Origin of the sequence: Streptomyces niphimycinicus, assembly GCF_018883605.1 — a bacterium.
In the GTDB taxonomy this organism is placed as follows: Bacteria; Actinomycetota; Actinomycetes; order Streptomycetales; family Streptomycetaceae; genus Streptomyces; species Streptomyces niphimycinicus.
This window is the reverse complement of the sequence record NZ_JAHLEM010000038.1, coordinates 1-15252: the sequence shown is the minus strand read 5'-3', so window position 1 is coordinate 15252 and position 15252 is coordinate 1. Positions and strand designations below refer to the sequence as shown.

The following is a 15252-nucleotide window of genomic DNA, read 5'->3' as shown; positions in this document are numbered from 1 at the left end:
GCCCCGGGGGATAGCCCCCGGGGGGAGTGCGCCGGGCCCGGCGACCAGGAACCCCGTCGCAGGGCGCCGGGCGCCGCCGTGCCAGGCGAAGCGCGTCTCGTCGAAGTGTTCACGGACGAGCGCCAGGGCGTCGGACGAGGCTCACCCTCATTCGAGTTCTTGGCGCACGGTGGCGGCGATGCGGGTGAGTGCGGCGCTGAGGTGGCGGCGTTGAGCGGCGCTGAGCGGATCGAAGACGAGCCGCTTCACCTGCGCGACGTGTTCCGGCGCGCTCGCGACGACCTTCTGCCGGCCGGTTTCGGTCAGTGTGGCGAGGGTGTATCGGCCGTCGGTGGGGTCGGGTCGGCGGGCGACCCAGTCGCGGGCCTCGAAGCGGTCCATCACCTTCGACAGGCGGGGCTGCGTGCTGTCGCAGTCCCGGGCCAGGTCGCTGAGTCGCATCGTGGCCTCGTCGGTCATGGACAGCCGGGCCAGAACGCCGTACTCGAAGTTGGAGATGCCCGCATCGCGTTGTAGCTGACGGTCGAGGGCCGCCGGGAGTGCGATGACGACGGTGAGCAGGGCCTGCCACAGCTCTTGCTGGTCGTCGTCGAGCCAGGGTGACGAAGTGTCCATGCCCCACATCCTACTTGCCTGGGCAACTCAGATGACTTGCCCAGGCAACTCAATCGGGGTTACGTTTGACTTGCCTGGGCAAGTCAATGGGCGCTCTCTCTCGCCCAACACCGACACACCGATACATCGACACACACAAAGGGAAGTGCCATGAAGGCAGTGCGCTACCACGACTTCGGCAGCAGCGAGGTCCTGCGCTACGAGGAGGTCGAGCGTCCGGTCCCCGACACCGGGCAGGTGCTGGTGCGGGTGGCGGCCACGTCGTTCAACCCGGTCGACGACCACATCCGCGCCGGAGCCCTGAACGCGATGCTCCCCATCGCTCTCCCGCATGTGCCCGGGATCGACCTGGCGGGCACCGTCGCCGAACTCGGGCCGGAGGTGACAGGCGTGGCGGTCGGCGACCGGATCGTGGCCATGCTGCCCCTCGATGCCGTGGGCGCGGCCGCGGAATATGTGCTCGCCCCGGTCGAGGCCCTGGCCGCGGCGCCCCGGTCGATCGACCTGGCCGACGCCGCGGCGCTGCCCCTTACTGGCTTGTCGGCCTGGCAGGTGTTGTTCGAGCTCGCCGAACTGAAGCCCGGGCAGACCGTTCTGGTCAACGGCGCAGGGGGTGCGGTGGGCAGTCTCGCGGTGCAGCTCGCCGTGGAAGCGGGAGCGCAGGTGACCGCATCGGCCAGTCCGCGGCACGCCGAGCGCCTTCAGGGCTACGGCGCCCGGGTCGTCGGCCGCCTCGATCTCGCCGCGGGCCCCGCCACGGTGGGTGGCCCCTTCGAGGTTGTGCTGAACCATGTGCGCGGCACCGGGGAAGAGGCCGCGCAACTGTCGCACTACGTCGCCGACGGCGGCGTAGCGGCCAGCACGGCGGGCCCGATTCCGGAGGACCCCGCCCGCTCGGTACGCGCGGCCGGCCTGTGGGTCCGCGGCGACGCCGCCCGGTTGACCGAGCTGGTGGCCAGGGTCGATGACGGTCGGCTCCGCATCCACATCGCCGACCGCCGCCCGGTGGCCGAGTCGCGCGCCGTGCATGAGGACTCCGCCGCCGGGCGACTGCCCGGCAAGACCGTCCTGATCGCCCCCTGATCGCCGCCTGATCGCACACCGGCCGGGACGCCCGCCGTTCGCTCTCCGGCCGACCGGCCGACCGGCTGGCGTCCCGGCCCTCATATCGACCGAATCTGGACGGCTCCCAGCCCCTGCACCAACGTCCAGGCCGACTGACACATGCCTGCCGGAGCCTCAGCCGGCGGCCACGGTGCGATCCAGGAGGGAGAGCAGACGGTCCCAGTGGCGCTTCAGCCCGGCGGCGCTGAAAGCGTCGGTGTCGGACATGGTGAAACCGTGCAGGGTGTCGGGGTAGATCTCGCAGGTGTGGCCGACACCCGCGGCATCCAGGGCCTGGTAGAGCTCGCTGATGACCTCGGGCGACAAGTCGCCTTCGGCGAGGCCGAGATGGACTTCGGCGGTGAGCTGGGGCACGAGGCGGTGCGGGCTGTCGGGCGCGTCGGTGACCACGAAACCGGGATGGAATCCGGCGACGGCGGCCACCTGGTCCGGGTGGGCCGCCGCGGTGCGCAGCGCCAAGAGGGTGCCGATGCAGTAGCCGGTCACGGCGACCGGTCCGGCGCTGACCTCGGGCTGGGCGGTGAGGAAGGTGAGGTAGGCGTCGGCGTCGCGCAGGACGCGTTCGGTGGTGATGTGTGCCTCGAGCAAGGGCATCAGTTGGCCGATGACCGCGGGCCGGGTCTCCTCATCGATGTGCTCGGGAAGTTCGATCACCGGTGCCGGGCCGTGCCGGTAGTAGAAGTTGGGGACGAGCACGTAGTACCCGTGCCCGGCCAGCTCGTGGGCCATCTCCTCCAGTACGGGCCGCACTCCGAAGGCGTCCGGGTACATCAGCACCCCCGGGTGCCGCCCGCCCCGGTCGGGGTAGGCGGCGAAAGCGTCGGCCTGGCCGTCGACGGTGGGAATTCGCAGCGTCTTGGTGGGCATGAACTCTCCTGTCGTGGTTGATGTGTGGAACCTGTGATCAACACGATGGAGGCGGAGCCCGCGCGGCAACGCACGATCCTCGATCGAAGAGCGGGCCCGCACCGGCCCGTACGGCGCTCAGCGGAGCACCGGGTCACCAATCCGTGTGTGGCGCGATGCCGTCCCGGGATTCATGCGCACAACGTAGTCCACGGAACGAAGCCGACGCCAGCGCCCCCAGTCCACCGTTCGGGCCGTCGACGATGTCGAAGAGCCGACGGCTGAGGATGACGGCGCCCGAGCGGGCGGTGGCCTCGCGCGGGATCCGGCGGTCGATCACTCTGAGATCCTGGAAACCGCAACCGCAACCGCAACCGCAACCGCATCGTCGCTCGGGAGACACCAGCACATGAATACGCCACTATCGCCACTATCGCCGCCTGGAGCCGAGCGGACTGACGGGTCAGCCGTCCGGATCGGCGCTCTCGTTCCGCTGACTCGGCCCGGCTGGGCCGAGGCAGGCCAACACCTCCTCGCTGGAATGGAGTTGGCCGTGCGCGAAGTCAATGACGGTGGCGGAATCGCCGCAAGACCACTCGAGCTGGTGGTCCGGGACACCGCGGCTGATCCACAGAGGGCCGCGGCGGCCGTCGACGAATTGGCCGGCCTGGGCGTGGCCGCCGTGGCGGGGGAGTATCACAGCGTCGTCGCTCGCACCGCTGCCGCCAGGGCCGACGCCCTCGGTCTGCCGTTCCTCTGCTCGTCGGCGGTACTCGACGCGCTCACCGAACAGCCGACGGAATGGGTCGCGCGCCTCGCCCCGGCGCAGTCCCACGGCTGGCAGATCTACGCGGACTTCCTTCTCGGCGCGGGCCACAGCCGCATCGCCGTAGCGGCCCAGCCGAGTGTCTACTGGGCATCCGGGACCCGCATTCTGCGGGACCACCTCGCGCCACGCGGCGGCACCGTCATCGAACTCGATATGCGTGCGCTCACCCCCACGGCGGTGTGCGACGAACTCGTCGGCCAGCGCGCGACGGCCCTCCTCCTTCTGGTCGGACACCCGGACCCGGCCGTGTCGATCGTCAAGGCTGTCCGCCGCGACCGGCGCCTCGCCCAGGTGATGATGGGTGCTCCGGCCGGGCAACCGGAGTTCGCCGAATGGGCGAGGTCGCTGGGTGACGACGGCGCCGCGATCCCGTTCTTGCGCTATCTGCCCGAGCGTCTCGGCCCACTCGGTGTACGGGTCGAGACGGCCCTGCGCGAGCGGCTGGCCGAAGCGCCCTCCTTCGTCGCCTTCGAGGGCTACGACACGATCGCCGTCCTCGCCCAGATGCTGCGTTCTCACGGTGTGGACCGGGCGCGCATGGCCGAAGCGTGGCCGCGCGTCGCGGTCGAAGGCACCCGCGGGCAGATCCAGTTCTCCCGTGCGCCGGGCATCAGCGTGTGGCAATGGGCTTGGGCACCCGTCCAGGTGGTTGATCGGGATCCGGCGGACCCCGATCGCCTTCGGGTCCTCCACACCGGCTGAGCGGCCGCCCGGGCTGCGGGGCGGCCCGCGGAGCCGAAGTCGCCTGCCGCACCGGCCAGTTGGTGGAGCGCGGCGTGGGTTCGCGGCGAGTGGACAGCGGCAATGGCCATGGGGTACGGGTGGCCCATGCCTCCCACGTTGAGTTCAGCGAAAACCCGCGTCGCGCTCCGCCAATCGGCGCGTATCTCCCTTGATTTGCTTCTGATCCTCCTCATGGCCACGGTGGTCCTTTGGGGCCTGGGCCAGATGTGGTCGGTGGTCTGGCCATTCGTCGTCGGCCTGCTCCTGACGACACTGACCTGGCCCCTGGCCCGCTTTCTGCGTGGGCACGGGTGGCCGCCCGCGCCGGCCGCCTCGATCGTGACCGTGTTGTTCCTCCTGGTCATCACGGGCATCGTGGCGCTGATCGCGGTACCGGTGGCGTCCCAGTCCGGCGAACTGACCGACCGTGTGACCGAAGGCATCCAGCAGGTGCGTGAATGGGCCGCCGGGCCACCGCTGAACATCAGCGATGCCCAGATCACCAAGGCCACCGGCACCGCGGCCGACCGGCTTCAGAACAGCGCCGGCAGCTTGGTCAGCACTCTCGTCTCGGGGGTGAGCACCGTGATCGATGGTGTGGTCACCGCCGTCCTCGCGCTCTTCCTGATGTTCTTCTTCCTCAAGGACGGTCCGCGGTTCCTGCCGTGGCTCGCCCGCCAACTGCCCGGTCGGCTCGCCACCGACATCCCCGTGGTGGCCGCGCGCGGTTGGGACACTCTGGGTGCCTTCGTGCGTTCCCAGGCGTTGGTCGGCCTGCTCGACGCCGTTCTCATCGGACTCGGTCTGTGGGCTTTGGGAGTACCGCTGGTGCTGCCGCTGGCGGTCCTGACCTTCATCTGCGCGTTCGTGCCCATTGTGGGGGCCTTGTTCGCGGGTGCGGTCGCGGTGCTCATCGCGTTGGTGTCCAACGGCTCGACGGACGCGCTGATCGCGCTGGCGATCATCGTCGTGGTGCAGCAGTTGGAGGGCAATGTGTTCCAGCCCATGATCCAAAGCCGTGGGCTCGGTCTGCACGCGGCAGTCATCCTGCTGGCGGTGACGTTGGGCAGCAGCCTGGCCGGGATCGTGGGCAGTCTGCTCGCCGTACCGGTGGCCGCGCTGATCGCGGTGGTGTGGAACTACCTGCGCGAGCAGCTCGGTCACGCGCCGGAGGAGCTGGAGAGCACCGAGCAACACGCGGGTGGCGCTGTCGTGTCGTAACCCCTCGGTGTCGGCGCCGACGGTCCGGCGCCGACGGTCGGCGCCGACACCGAAAGCGCGGCGGGTGCGGTCGGGCAAGCCCTTCCGCTCACGGGGCCGCGATGGCTCAGTGGCCGCGGAACGCCTCCTCCAGCCACCAGGCCCCGTGGTCGCCGATCACCTTGGCATCGATGAGGAGTGGCGCGGATCGCGGTCCGGCGCCCCACAGGTACATGGTCGGGTAGCCCATGAAGTTTCCGGACGGCGGTGCGGTAACCCTCCCGTTGCCGTCCGGGCGTATCGAGCACCTGCCGCGCCATGAGTTCCACATCGCCGGTGACGCCGAGGTGCACCTCCCGGTGCACACCGAGCGCCGAGGTGTCGTCGTCGACCTGTACGACGGTCGTGTCCGGGCCGATCAGCCGACCGTGCCGCGTCGTCCACATGTTCAGCGCGCAGCCCCAGCCCACGATCAGGTCCGCCTCCTGGATCAGCTCTGCCGCAAGGGGGGGACGAGAAGCCGCCGGACACATCGAGCGACCACGGGTCGTCATGGAACAGTCCGCGGGCGACGGCCGACGTGGCCAGCAGCGCGCCGTGGCGCTCGGCGAGCGCCACGAGGGCATCTCGGGCGCCGGGCGCGCGCGATCCCCGCCCGGCCACGAAGACCGGACGGCGTGACCGATCGAGCACCCGCGCCAACGCCGCCACGTCGCCCGGCACCGGCTCGACCGCGGTACGTTCGGGCGGCGGCGCGGCCAGGGCCGGTGCGTCGTCGGGTGCGTCCAGGGCCTGCACGTCCAGTGGGAGGTTGAGCAGTACGGTGCGCCGTTCGTGCAGGGCGCGTCGCATCGCGGTGCGTGCCTGCTCGACCGCTTCCTCCGCCGACCTCACACGCGCCGTGACGCCAACGCGTCATTGCGTCACCGCAGGTCGTAGAGGCCCGGCGGGGTACGCAGGTGTGCGGGGACTCTACCCGAGTGATCGTCACTGGCGTATCAGGTGACGCGGAACCAGCTCCCGATTCGTCATGTCGTCCCAAGAAGAAGGTGGCCGCCCCGGATTTCCGGGGCGGCCTGGGCTCTCGATGGTGTGGGGGCTACTTCTGGGTTATGGGTGTCCGGGCGGATTCGGGGGTGGCGGCGGCCGGTGACTGGGAGCCGCTTGCGCCGCCGAGCCACTTCAGGCCGTCGAGGAGGAAGCGGTTCTCTGTCTCGCTCGCGAAGGTGGACGACAGGGGGGTGTTGGTGTCGTAGTCCATCGCGTTGTGGCCGAAGTTCGCGTACAGCATCTTGTACTTGCTGTTCGTCCACAGGATCGGGTAATAGCCGCTGTACCAGGTCTGGTTGGGGTCGGTGCCGAGCGGGAAGCTGCTCGGGTCGACGGAGGCCAGGATCTTGATGTCCGGGTTCTGCCGCAGGTCGTTGGACCAGCTATACCACTCGCTGACCGACGAGGTGAAGGTGGCGGGCAGGGACTTGGTGGACGGGTGGGTGCGGTCCTCCACCTTCAGGGTGGCGGTGGTCGGTCCCCAGGTGTTGGACTTGAAGTTGCCGCTGCCGAGGAACTCATGGTGATACCAGGGCCAGCTCTGCGCCTCGGTGGTGAAGGCCGCCACATGGAACCCCATCCAGGCGCCGCCCGCGCGCATATAGCGCTCGAACCCGGCGCGTTGGGCGGAGGTCTGCGGCAGGTCGTCGAGGAACAGCACCACCTTGTAGTCGTCGACCCCGCCGTCGGCGAGCAGGTTCCAGTTGTTGCTCGCGGTGTAGGTGAAGCCGTTCTGTGCCGCCTGCTGGGGGAACCACTCGTTCGCTTCATGGACGAAGTTGATGTGGGCGGCGTCCCAGGTTCCGTTGTACAAGGCCAGGACCTTGAACGGGGCGGCCGCGCCGCGCGCCGTCGCGTGGACGGGGGCGATCGCCAGGCCCAGCAGCGTGGCCAACAGCACCAGCAGCCGGATGGCCACGGATGCCGTCCTGGGTGATCGGATGTCTCTGCTCTCCTGCATATGCGCTCCTCGCTGTGCGGATGTTGCCGCTGTCACGGGTGGGGGATCTGGACACCGACGGCCAACGCCGACACGGCTGCGGAGCGGGTTGTCCACCATCGCAGAGGCACGGCTTTTCGCTGACGGGCGATGGGTGAAATTAAAGGTCTGAACCAGACACGTCAAGAGATGAAGCAAGAAGAGCACCACGGCGAGGTTCGCCTGAAGAAGTCGAACGCGCCCTATGCCGCTCCGTTGACCTTCTGTCGCCCGCCCGCCCGGGATCCGCGCTCAGCGCCCCAGGATCCGCTCGACGTCGGCCATCTGCCCCGCGGTGAGCGGCCCCTTCGCGAGCGCGCCCGCGTTCTCCTCGGCCTGGACGACCGTACGGAAGCCGGGGATCGGGATCGTCCGTGGGCTACGGGCCCAGATCCAGGCGAGGGCGCCCTGGGCGAGGGTGCGGCCGTCGCTGGTGAGGATGGACCGCAGGGCGTCGACGCGCTGGAGCCAGGCCGGGTCCGCGCCCGTGTTCGGGATGAAGCCCGGCAGCCAGGCGGGAGGTGCGTTGCGGATGTCCGCGGTGTCCAGGGCGCGTCCGGCGGTGTGTTTGCCGGTGAGCAGTCCCATGGCGAGGGGGCTGCGGTTGATGCTGGCGAGGTCGGACTCGGCGCAGAGGGCGAGGAGTTCGGGCGCGTCCTGAAGGATGTTCAGGCGGTGCTGGACGGCCGCGCAGTGCGGGCCCTGGGCGAAGACGGCGGCCCGGGCGGGGTCGTCCGTGCTCCATGCGTACGCGCGGATCTGCCCCTCGTGCACCAACTCCTCGCAAACGTCGCGGAGTTGGGCGGCGCGCTCGGGGTCGGCGTCGGAGATGTGGAGTTGGTACAGGTCGATGTGGTCGGTGTTCAGGCGCCGCAGTGAGGCGGTCAGGGCGCGGCGCAGGTGTTCCGGGGAGTCGTCCTGCCCCTCCCGGGTCCGGGTTCGCTCGTTGAAGACATTGCCCCATTTCGTCGCGATGACGACGTCGGTGCGGTGCTTGCCGAGGGCGCGGCCGAGGAGGCGTTCGCTGTGGCCGGTGCCGTACGCGTCGGCGGTGTCGAAGAAGGTGACGCCGAGGTCGAGTGCGCGCTGAATCGCCCGTACGGACTCCTCGTCGTCGACCTTGCCCCAGCCCAGGGGCTGTCCGTCGGGGGACTGCCATTCACCGCCGATGGCCCAGCAGCCGAAGCCGAGAGCGCTTACCTCGATGCCGCTGCGGCCCAGTGTTCTGTTGTGCGCCGTGGTCTCCATGCCCGCCGACAGTAGGAGTTGGAGCGCGCACGAAGGCAAGCCCTGACGAGATTGCCTTCGCGTGCGCCGCCGTGCGCGCCGTGGGTCAGATGACTCCCTGTGCCATCATCGCGTCCGCCACATGGCGGAAGCCCGCCGTGTTCGCCCCGAGCACATAGTCCTCGGCGTCACCCCCGTAGATCTCGGCGGAGGCGCGGCACTGGGCGTGGACCTGCCGCATGATGCCGGCGAGCTGGTCCTCCGTGCGTTCGAAGGTCCAGCGGTCGCGGGAGGCGTTCTGCTGCATCTCCAGTGCGGAGGTGGCGACCCCGCCCGCGTTGGCCGCCTTGCCCGGGCCGAAGAGGACCCGCGCGCCACGGAACACCTCGACCGCCTCGGGTGTGCACGGCATGTTCGCGCCCTCGGCCACGGCGAGCACACCGTTCTTCACCAGCGCGCCGGCGTCCTGCTGGTGCAGCTCGTTCTGGGTCGCGCACGGCAGGGCGATCTCGCACGGCACGTCGAACACCGAGCCCCGGTCGGAGAATCGCGCGGTCGGCTTCGCCTCGGCGTAGGCGGAGAGCCGGGCGCGGCGCACCTCCTTGATCTCCTTGAGCAGGGCCAGGTCGATGCCGTTCTCGTCGACCAGGTAGCCGGAGGAGTCGGAGCAGGCCACCACGAGGCCGCCCAGGGCGTGGACCTTCTCGATGGCGTAGACGGCGACGTTTCCCGATCCGGAGACCACGACCCGGCGTCCGTCGAAGTCCTGACCGCGGGTGGCGAGCATCTCCTGGGCGAAGAAGACGGTGCCGTAGCCGGTGGCCTCGGTACGGGCGTGTGAACCGCCCCAGCCGACCGGCTTGCCGGTCAGCACCCCGGCCTCGAAGCGATTGGTGATCCGCTTGTACTGCCCGAAGAGGTAGCCGATCTCACGGCCGCCCACCCCGATGTCCCCGGCGGGCACATCGGTGTGCTCGCCCAGATGGCGGTACAGCTCGGTCATGAAGGACTGGCAGAACCGCATGACCTCGGCTTCCGAGCGGCCCTTGGGGTCGAAGTCCGACCCGCCCTTGCCACCGCCGATCGACAGTCCGGTCAGCGCGTTCTTGAAGATCTGCTCGAAGCCGAGGAACTTCACGATGCCCAGATTGACGCTCGGGTGGAACCGCAGGCCGCCCTTGTACGGTCCCAGCGCGCTGTTGAACTCCACCCGGAAACCGCGGTTGACCTGCACTGTTCCCTGGTCGTCCACCCATGGGACCCGGAACATGAGCTGTCGTTCCGGTTCACACAGCCGCTCCACGATCCGGGCGTCCGCGTACTCCGGGTGCGCCTTGAGCACGGGGCCTATGGCGTGCAGGACTTCGTGGGCCGCCTGGTGGAACTCAGCTTCCCCGGGGTTCCGGCGGCGGAGGGTGTCGTAGACGGCTTCGATCTGGGCACTGACGTCCATGTGGTGTCTCTCTGTCCAGGTGTGGGCGGGCCGGGTGTGGATCCGTGGGTCGTGCGGTTGCCGCGCCCAGATTAGGGGCTAGGGGCTGGACCAGCCGATGAGGGCGCCGCGCGGGGCGGCCACGAGGCGGGTGGCCGCCTCGTCCTCGGTACGTCCGCTCTTGATGAGGTCGCGGATGTCCCGCGGATCGAACAGCGCGTTCCACAGATAGCGGGCCTCGTCCCCGAGATCCCCTGGACCGAGTTCCTCGGTGGTCTGCCGCAGCGGTTCGGTGAGCGCCTCCGCCTGCGGGGTGAGATAGCCGGTGCCCTCACTCAGCCGTTCCAGATAGCCACGGTGCGATCGCATCTGCGCCATCGCACCCCGCCGTGTTCCAGCACCAGGGAAACCCAGTAGCGCGACACCGCTTCGAGCCGCACCATGCCTCGTGTGGTCTGCCGGCTGCTGAAATCCCGAAGCTCGGAGCCCACAGAACGCGCCCTCGGGCGAGCTGAGCGTGCGGCCCGGGATCGCGGCGAGTTCCGTACGCATGATGTCGCGCCGCTGCTCATACGCCTCGCGCCGCGGATGCCGGCGGCGCCGAGGGCGTCGCGCAGCGCGGTGCCGTTTGCGAGGACGGACGGGTGGTCGCCGTGCAGCAGCACGTCGGCGTCGTGGCCGAGCGGGACCGCCTTGCCGTTGACCGAGCGCACGGTGCCCTCGCGCACCACCTGCGCCGAGCGCTGCCCGATCAGCTCGGGGTCGTGGATGAGGCCGCCTTCGTGCGAGCGGGGGACGGGCATGCCGTCGTCGCCGTAGCCGCGGTGGGCGAGGAACACATAGCCGACCTCGAGCCCGCGCTTGCGTGATTCCTCGGCGAGCAGCCCCCGTTGGCAGATGACGATGTAGTCGGTGTGGTACGCGGTGCGATCGATTCGGCCGACGCCCTGTACGGCATCCCCGACCTGGACCCGGCCGCCCTGGCGCGGGCGGTCCGGGCCAACCCGGGCCTGCGCCGGGTGCACACGATGGCCGCGGGCGGCGGCGCCCCTCGCGGGAGCCAAGGACCTGCCCCGGCTGCGGCGCCGGCAGGACGACCGGGAGTGGAGCGGCCGCTGGACGATGGGGCAGGTGAACCAGCAGACGGTGCTGGTGCTGGGCCTCGGCGGGATCGGCCGGGTCGTCGCCGAGACCCTCCACGCGCTGGGCGCCACGGTCATCGGCACGAGCAGGAGGGATGTCACCGTCACCGGCATCTCCACCGTGGTGCACCCCGACCCCATCACCGAAGTGGCTCCCACCGTGGACGCCGTCGTGAACACCCTCCCCGGCACCGAGGCCACCGAGCACCTCCTCGGCGAACGGTTCTTCGGCGCCCTTCGGCCCGGCGCCACTCTCGTCAACGTCGGCCGCGGAAGCGTCATCGACGAGGCCGCGCTGATCGGCGCGCTCGACTCCGGCCGGGTCGGCTTCGCCGCGCTGGACGTCTTCGAGACCGAACCGCTGCCCGCGCACAGTCCGCTCTGGGACCACGACCGGATGCTGGTGAGCCCGCACACCGCCGCCCTCGACGCGGCGGAGGATCGCCGTATCGCCGAACTCTTCGCCGCCAACGCCACCCGGCTCCTCGACGGGCACGACCTGCTCAACCGTGTGAACACCGTCGAGTTCTACTGACCGGGACGGCGGCGTACTCGAAGAGGTGGTCGCGGAGGTCAGAGCGCGTAGCGGCTCACGGCCTCCGGGTGGATGACGAGACGGACCCAGTCCTCGGCCAGGATCGCGGCGAGGTCGTCGGCGCGGGCCGGGTCGTCATCGAGGTCCCAGTAGCGCGCGGCCAGCCGGGCGGCCAGGTCGTGTGCGCCGTCGGTTTCCACCGTGGTGTGACCGGCCACCGACAGCCAGCGCTCGCGTTCACCCACGGGGGCGGCGACGACGATCGAGGCGCGGGGGTCGCGGCGCAGGCGCCGCACCTTGAGCGTGTCCGGGCCCGTGAACAGTTGGATCGTGCCCTCGGCGGTGGCCTCGAACCACACCGGCCGGGGCTGCGGCGGAAGCGGCCCACCGGCCACGGACAGGAATCCGTACAGGGGGCGCCGGAGGAACTCGAGGTCCTGGGGGGTCAGCGAAGTGGCGTCGGTGCTCATTACGGCCCTTCCGATGGGTGAGGGGGAATGGGTTCGAGGTCGTTGAACGAGGCGTCGGCTCGTTCGGAACACGTGATGTTTCGGAACACGTGATGTTTCGGAACACGTGATGCTTCGGAACACGTGATGCAAGGGGCGATGGCCGGGCGGTCATCGCCCCCAGGTCCCCGCCGCCGCGGCCCGTACGACGTAGTCCTCGAAGGTCCGGGGCGCCCGTCCCAGGACGGTGGCGAGGTCATCCGTCGTCCCGGCCAGCAGCCCGCGCTCCATCATCACGAACATCTCGGCGACGTGGTGGGCATCCTCCTCGCCCACGCCCTCCCCGACCAGCGCCGCGGTGTACTCGGCGGGGGAGACCTGCCGGTAGGCGATGGGCCGCCCGGATGCCCGGGAGATCAGCCGGGTGGCCTCCCCGAAGGTCAGCGCACGGGGTCCGGTCAGCTCGTAGATCCGTCCGGCGTGCCGGTCGGTCTCGGTCAGCACCGCGGCCGCGGCGTCGGCCACGTCCTCCGCGTCGATGAACGGCTCGGGAACCTTGCCGGCCGGGAGCGCCAGCTCCCCGGCGACCAGCGGGGCGTGGAAGACGTCCTCGTCGAAGTTCTGGGCGAAGTTCGACGGCCGCAGGACGGTCCACTCCAGCGCCGAGCCGCGTACGGCATCCTCGGCCGAGCGCATGTCGAGGCCGAACGTGGAGTCCCCCCAGGTGTCGGAGCCGCGCCCGGAGAGCAGGACCAGCCGCCGCACTCCGGCGGCCTCGGCCCGGGCCACGAACTCGTGCACCGGTCCCGGCACACGCGGGGCCACCACATAGGCGACGGCGATACCCCGCAGGGCCGCGTCCCAGCCGCCGGGGTCGGACCAGTCGAACCGGGTCCGGCTCGATCGGGAGGCGGCCCGCACCGGTGTGCCGCGCAGCCGCAACCGGGCGAGGATCCGCCGCCCCGTCTTGCCGGTCGCGCCGAGGACGAGAGTGGTGTCGTTGCTCATAAGGCCGATTGAACACGGCCGACTCGGACGAACCCATAGGCGAAAAGCCGGATCACCTGTGCATGCGTCTAAAATCGCTGAGGTGGACGCCTTCAGTGATCTGATCCGCGGGGTGCGGGCCCATGGCTCGTTGTTCGGCAGCTCGACCCTGTCCCCGCCCTGGGCCCTGCACTTCGTGGACGGCGCGCCACTGACCCTGTGCACCGTCCTCACCGGGGCGGGCTGGATCGTGCCGGAGCACGGTCCGCCCGAGCCGCTGCGTGCCCGCGAGACGGTCGTCGTGCGCGGCCCCGCGACGTTCACCTTCGTCGATGAGGTCGGCACCGGGGCCGAACCGATCGCCTGCGGCGAGCACTGCGCGACGCCCGAGCAGGGCGGCACCCGGCACCGGCGCGGCTGGCACGACCCGGGCGGGGACACCGGTGACGGCCCCGGCGGGGACACCGGTGACGGCCCCGGCGGGCACGCCGCTGACGGCCCCGGCGCCACGACCCTGATCGTCGGCGCCTATCCCGTGCGCGGCGAGATCAGCCGCCGACTGCTGGACGCGCTGCCCGTCGTGCTGCGCGTGGACGCGGGGAGCACGGCCGACCCCGTCCTTGACCACCTCGCCGCCGAGGTCGCCGTCGACACACCCGGCCAGCAGGTCGTCCTCGACCGGCTGCTGGACTGGATGCTGGTCTGCACACTGCGCGAGTGGTTCGACCGGCCCGGCGGCCGGCCCCCGGCCTGGTGGGCCGCCCAGCGGGACCCGGTGGTCGGCGACGCGCTGCGCCTGCTGCACGCCGAACCGGCGGCACCATGGACGGTCGCCGCCCTGGCCGAGCACACCGGGGTGTCGCGTTCGACACTCGCCAAGCGGTTCGCCGACCTGGTCGGCGAACCCCCGCTGACCTACCTCACCCGCTGGCGCATGACACTCGCGGCAGACCTCCTGGTCGAGCGGAAGGCCGCGACCATCGCGGACATCGCCCGCACCGTGGGCTACTCCGACCCGTTCGGATTCAGCGCGGCCTTCAAACGTGTCCGAGGCGCCAACCCCAGCGACTTCCGGCGCACCACGACCGCGTCATAGCGCCGCGACGTCCAGCACCAGCTTGCCCGTGGTCGCCCCCGCCTCGATCCGGCGGTGCGCTTCGGCGACTCGCTCCAGTGGCAGAGCCTCGACCTGTACCCGCAGCTCTCCCTTGGCCGCGGCCGCCACCGCACGGCGCAGCGCCCGGCCCGTCTCGTCGGGGTGGGCGGCGGCGAAGGCGGCCAGATTGAAGCCGGAGACCGTCTTGTTGGTGAACCACAGTTCATTGGCCGGGACGCCGACGTCCTCGGCGCCCGAGGCATTGCCCATGATCACCAGGCGGCCCATGGAGGCCAGCCGGTCCAGGCTCGCTCGGCGGGTGGGGCCGCCGACCATGTCGACGACGATGTCGAACTGACCGGCGTCGGCGAGCCGGTCACGGAGGATCACCTCGTCATAGCCGAAGCCCTTGGCGGTGTCGATCTTGGCGGCGCTCCCGACCGTGCCGACCACGCGGCCCGCGCCCAGCAGCCGGGCGGCCTGGCCGAGCTGGCTCCCTACGCCGCCGGCGGCGGCGGCGTGCACCAGGACGCTCTCACCGGGAGCGATGCGGGCCACCCGGTCGAGCACCAGAAGGGCGGTGGTGCTGTTGGACGGCAGAGCCGCGGCCGTGCCCATGCCGATATCCAGGCCGTCCAGCGGGGCGACCAGGTCCGCCGCGGTGACCGCCACCTCGGCGTAGCCGCCGGAATCGACGATCGTCAAGGCGGCCACCGGCCGGCCGGGCCACAGATCCTCGACGCCCTCGCCAACGGCACGGACATATCCGGCGACCTCGATGCCCGGTACGAAGGGCAGCGGCACATCGACCACACCGCGCCGGTAGAGGACCTCGGCGAAGTTCGCACCCGCGTAGGCCACGTCGATGGCCACCTGTCCCGGCCCCGGGACCGGGATCGGCACCGTGTCTGCGCGGAGCACCCCGGCGTCGCCGAACTCGGGGATGGTCACTGCCTTCATCGGGAACCTCCGAGGAAACCCCCGCCTTCAGGCGGGGGAGGAATCGGACTCCTGCGG

General features: G+C 70.6%; 15 protein-coding genes and 3 pseudogenes. 5 read left to right on the top strand and 13 right to left on the bottom strand.

The window, feature by feature from the left end; genetic code table 11:
* Positions 1 to 147: 147 nt before the first annotated feature.
* A complete protein-coding gene (locus tag KN815_RS04680; RefSeq protein ID WP_216340457.1) occupies positions 148 to 615 on the bottom strand; it encodes a MarR family winged helix-turn-helix transcriptional regulator in 468 nt (155 codons plus the stop codon).
* Between the two features lie 150 nt (positions 616 to 765).
* On the opposite strand from KN815_RS04680, the gene KN815_RS04675 reads away from it, so the two are divergent.
* Positions 766 to 1698: an NADP-dependent oxidoreductase gene (locus KN815_RS04675; RefSeq protein WP_216340456.1), complete on the top strand. Its 933-nt coding sequence runs from the start codon at positions 766 to 768 to the stop codon at positions 1696 to 1698.
* Between the two features lie 156 nt (positions 1699 to 1854).
* On the opposite strand, the gene KN815_RS04670 is transcribed toward KN815_RS04675, so the two are convergent.
* Complete coding sequence (locus KN815_RS04670; protein WP_216340455.1) at positions 1855 to 2607, bottom strand: dienelactone hydrolase family protein; 753 nt, start codon at positions 2605 to 2607, stop codon at positions 1855 to 1857.
* A 223-nt stretch (positions 2608 to 2830) separates the two neighbouring features.
* Positions 2831 to 2920: pseudogene (locus KN815_RS50005) on the bottom strand (dihydrofolate reductase family protein); the annotation flags it as partial.
* 75 nt (positions 2921 to 2995) lie between these two features.
* On the opposite strand from KN815_RS50005, the gene KN815_RS04665 reads away from it, so the two are divergent.
* Together KN815_RS04665 and KN815_RS04660 are read left to right on the top strand one after the other, a co-directional pair.
* Positions 2996 to 4117, top strand: coding sequence for an ABC transporter substrate-binding protein (locus KN815_RS04665; RefSeq protein WP_216340454.1), 1122 nt, complete (start codon positions 2996 to 2998; stop codon positions 4115 to 4117).
* Between the two features lie 126 nt (positions 4118 to 4243).
* Positions 4244 to 5359: an AI-2E family transporter gene (locus KN815_RS04660; protein ID WP_216340453.1), complete on the top strand. Its 1116-nt coding sequence runs from the start codon at positions 4244 to 4246 to the stop codon at positions 5357 to 5359.
* Between the two features lie 106 nt (positions 5360 to 5465).
* Here KN815_RS04660 and KN815_RS51470 read toward each other — a convergent pair whose 3' ends face one another.
* From KN815_RS51470 to KN815_RS49995, 7 genes and pseudogenes are all read right to left on the bottom strand, one after another.
* Positions 5466 to 5588, bottom strand: coding sequence for a hypothetical protein (locus KN815_RS51470; RefSeq protein WP_301184547.1), 123 nt, complete (start codon positions 5586 to 5588; stop codon positions 5466 to 5468).
* Positions 5589 to 5905: 317 nt separating this feature from the next.
* Positions 5906 to 6190, bottom strand: a pseudogene (locus KN815_RS50000) (thiamine pyrophosphate-binding protein); the annotation flags it as partial.
* 271 nt (positions 6191 to 6461) lie between these two features.
* A pseudogene (locus KN815_RS04650) lies at positions 6462 to 7349 on the bottom strand (ThuA domain-containing protein); the annotation flags it as partial.
* A gap of 270 nt (positions 7350 to 7619) precedes the next feature.
* Positions 7620 to 8615 (bottom strand): aldo/keto reductase, encoded by a 996-nt coding sequence (locus KN815_RS04645; RefSeq protein WP_216340451.1) that lies wholly within the window; start codon positions 8613 to 8615, stop codon positions 7620 to 7622.
* A gap of 85 nt (positions 8616 to 8700) precedes the next feature.
* Positions 8701 to 10047 carry an NADP-specific glutamate dehydrogenase gene (gene gdhA / locus KN815_RS04640; protein WP_216340450.1) on the bottom strand — a complete coding sequence of 449 codons (1347 nt, stop codon included), beginning with the start codon at positions 10045 to 10047 and terminating at the stop codon, positions 8701 to 8703.
* 78 nt (positions 10048 to 10125) lie between these two features.
* Positions 10126 to 10395, bottom strand: coding sequence for a hypothetical protein (locus KN815_RS04635; RefSeq protein ID WP_253208759.1), 270 nt, complete (start codon positions 10393 to 10395; stop codon positions 10126 to 10128).
* Positions 10362 to 11090: a LamB/YcsF family protein gene (locus KN815_RS49995; protein WP_253208758.1), complete on the bottom strand. Its 729-nt coding sequence runs from the start codon at positions 11088 to 11090 to the stop codon at positions 10362 to 10364. The genes KN815_RS04635 and KN815_RS49995 overlap by 34 nt, the downstream gene beginning before the upstream one ends.
* Positions 11091 to 11094: 4 nt before the next feature.
* On the opposite strand from KN815_RS49995, the gene KN815_RS04625 reads away from it, so the two are divergent.
* Entirely contained in the window at positions 11095 to 11703 is a 609-nt protein-coding gene (locus tag KN815_RS04625) for a D-2-hydroxyacid dehydrogenase (protein ID WP_253208766.1), read from the top strand.
* 38 nt (positions 11704 to 11741) lie between these two features.
* Here the strand turns inward: KN815_RS04625 and KN815_RS04620 are convergent, their stop codons facing one another.
* Positions 11742 to 12173: a pyridoxamine 5'-phosphate oxidase family protein gene (locus KN815_RS04620; RefSeq protein ID WP_216340449.1), complete on the bottom strand. Its 432-nt coding sequence runs from the start codon at positions 12171 to 12173 to the stop codon at positions 11742 to 11744.
* Between the two features lie 150 nt (positions 12174 to 12323).
* Positions 12324 to 13160 (bottom strand): NAD(P)H-binding protein, encoded by an 837-nt coding sequence (locus KN815_RS04615; protein WP_216340448.1) that lies wholly within the window; start codon positions 13158 to 13160, stop codon positions 12324 to 12326.
* A gap of 82 nt (positions 13161 to 13242) precedes the next feature.
* Between KN815_RS04615 and KN815_RS04610 the strand changes: the two genes are divergently transcribed.
* Entirely contained in the window at positions 13243 to 14235 is a 993-nt protein-coding gene (locus tag KN815_RS04610; protein ID WP_216340447.1) for an AraC family transcriptional regulator, read from the top strand.
* Here KN815_RS04610 and KN815_RS04605 read toward each other — a convergent pair.
* A complete protein-coding gene (locus tag KN815_RS04605) occupies positions 14230 to 15195 on the bottom strand; it encodes a quinone oxidoreductase family protein (RefSeq protein ID WP_216340445.1) in 966 nt (321 codons plus the stop codon). The genes KN815_RS04610 and KN815_RS04605 overlap by 6 nt on opposite strands.
* Positions 15196 to 15252: the final 57 nt, after the last annotated feature.

Excerpts from the sequence above, each read along its gene's own strand:
- KN815_RS51470 (WP_301184547.1), bottom strand. The coding sequence starts at position 5,588 with ATGGGCTACCCGACCATGTACCTGTGGGGCGCCGGACCGCGATCCGCG.
- KN815_RS04675 (WP_216340456.1), top strand. The coding sequence starts at position 766 with ATGAAGGCAGTGCGCTACCACGACTTCGGCAGCAGCGAGGTCCTGCGC.
- KN815_RS04680 (WP_216340457.1), bottom strand. The coding sequence starts at position 615 with ATGGACACTTCGTCACCCTGGCTCGACGACGACCAGCAAGAGCTGTGG.
- KN815_RS04635 (WP_253208759.1), bottom strand. The coding sequence starts at position 10,395 with ATGCGATCGCACCGTGGCTATCTGGAACGGCTGAGTGAGGGCACCGGC.
- KN815_RS04620 (WP_216340449.1), bottom strand. The coding sequence starts at position 12,173 with ATGAGCACCGACGCCACTTCGCTGACCCCCCAGGACCTCGAGTTCCTC.
- KN815_RS04670 (WP_216340455.1), bottom strand. The coding sequence starts at position 2,607 with ATGCCCACCAAGACGCTGCGAATTCCCACCGTCGACGGCCAGGCCGAC.
- KN815_RS04615 (WP_216340448.1), bottom strand. The coding sequence starts at position 13,160 with ATGAGCAACGACACCACTCTCGTCCTCGGCGCGACCGGCAAGACGGGG.
- KN815_RS04660 (WP_216340453.1), top strand. The coding sequence starts at position 4,244 with ATGCCTCCCACGTTGAGTTCAGCGAAAACCCGCGTCGCGCTCCGCCAA.
- KN815_RS04665 (WP_216340454.1), top strand. The coding sequence starts at position 2,996 with ATGAATACGCCACTATCGCCACTATCGCCGCCTGGAGCCGAGCGGACT.
- gdhA (WP_216340450.1), bottom strand. The coding sequence starts at position 10,047 with ATGGACGTCAGTGCCCAGATCGAAGCCGTCTACGACACCCTCCGCCGC.
- KN815_RS04605 (WP_216340445.1), bottom strand. The coding sequence starts at position 15,195 with ATGAAGGCAGTGACCATCCCCGAGTTCGGCGACGCCGGGGTGCTCCGC.
- KN815_RS04645 (WP_216340451.1), bottom strand. The coding sequence starts at position 8,615 with ATGGAGACCACGGCGCACAACAGAACACTGGGCCGCAGCGGCATCGAG.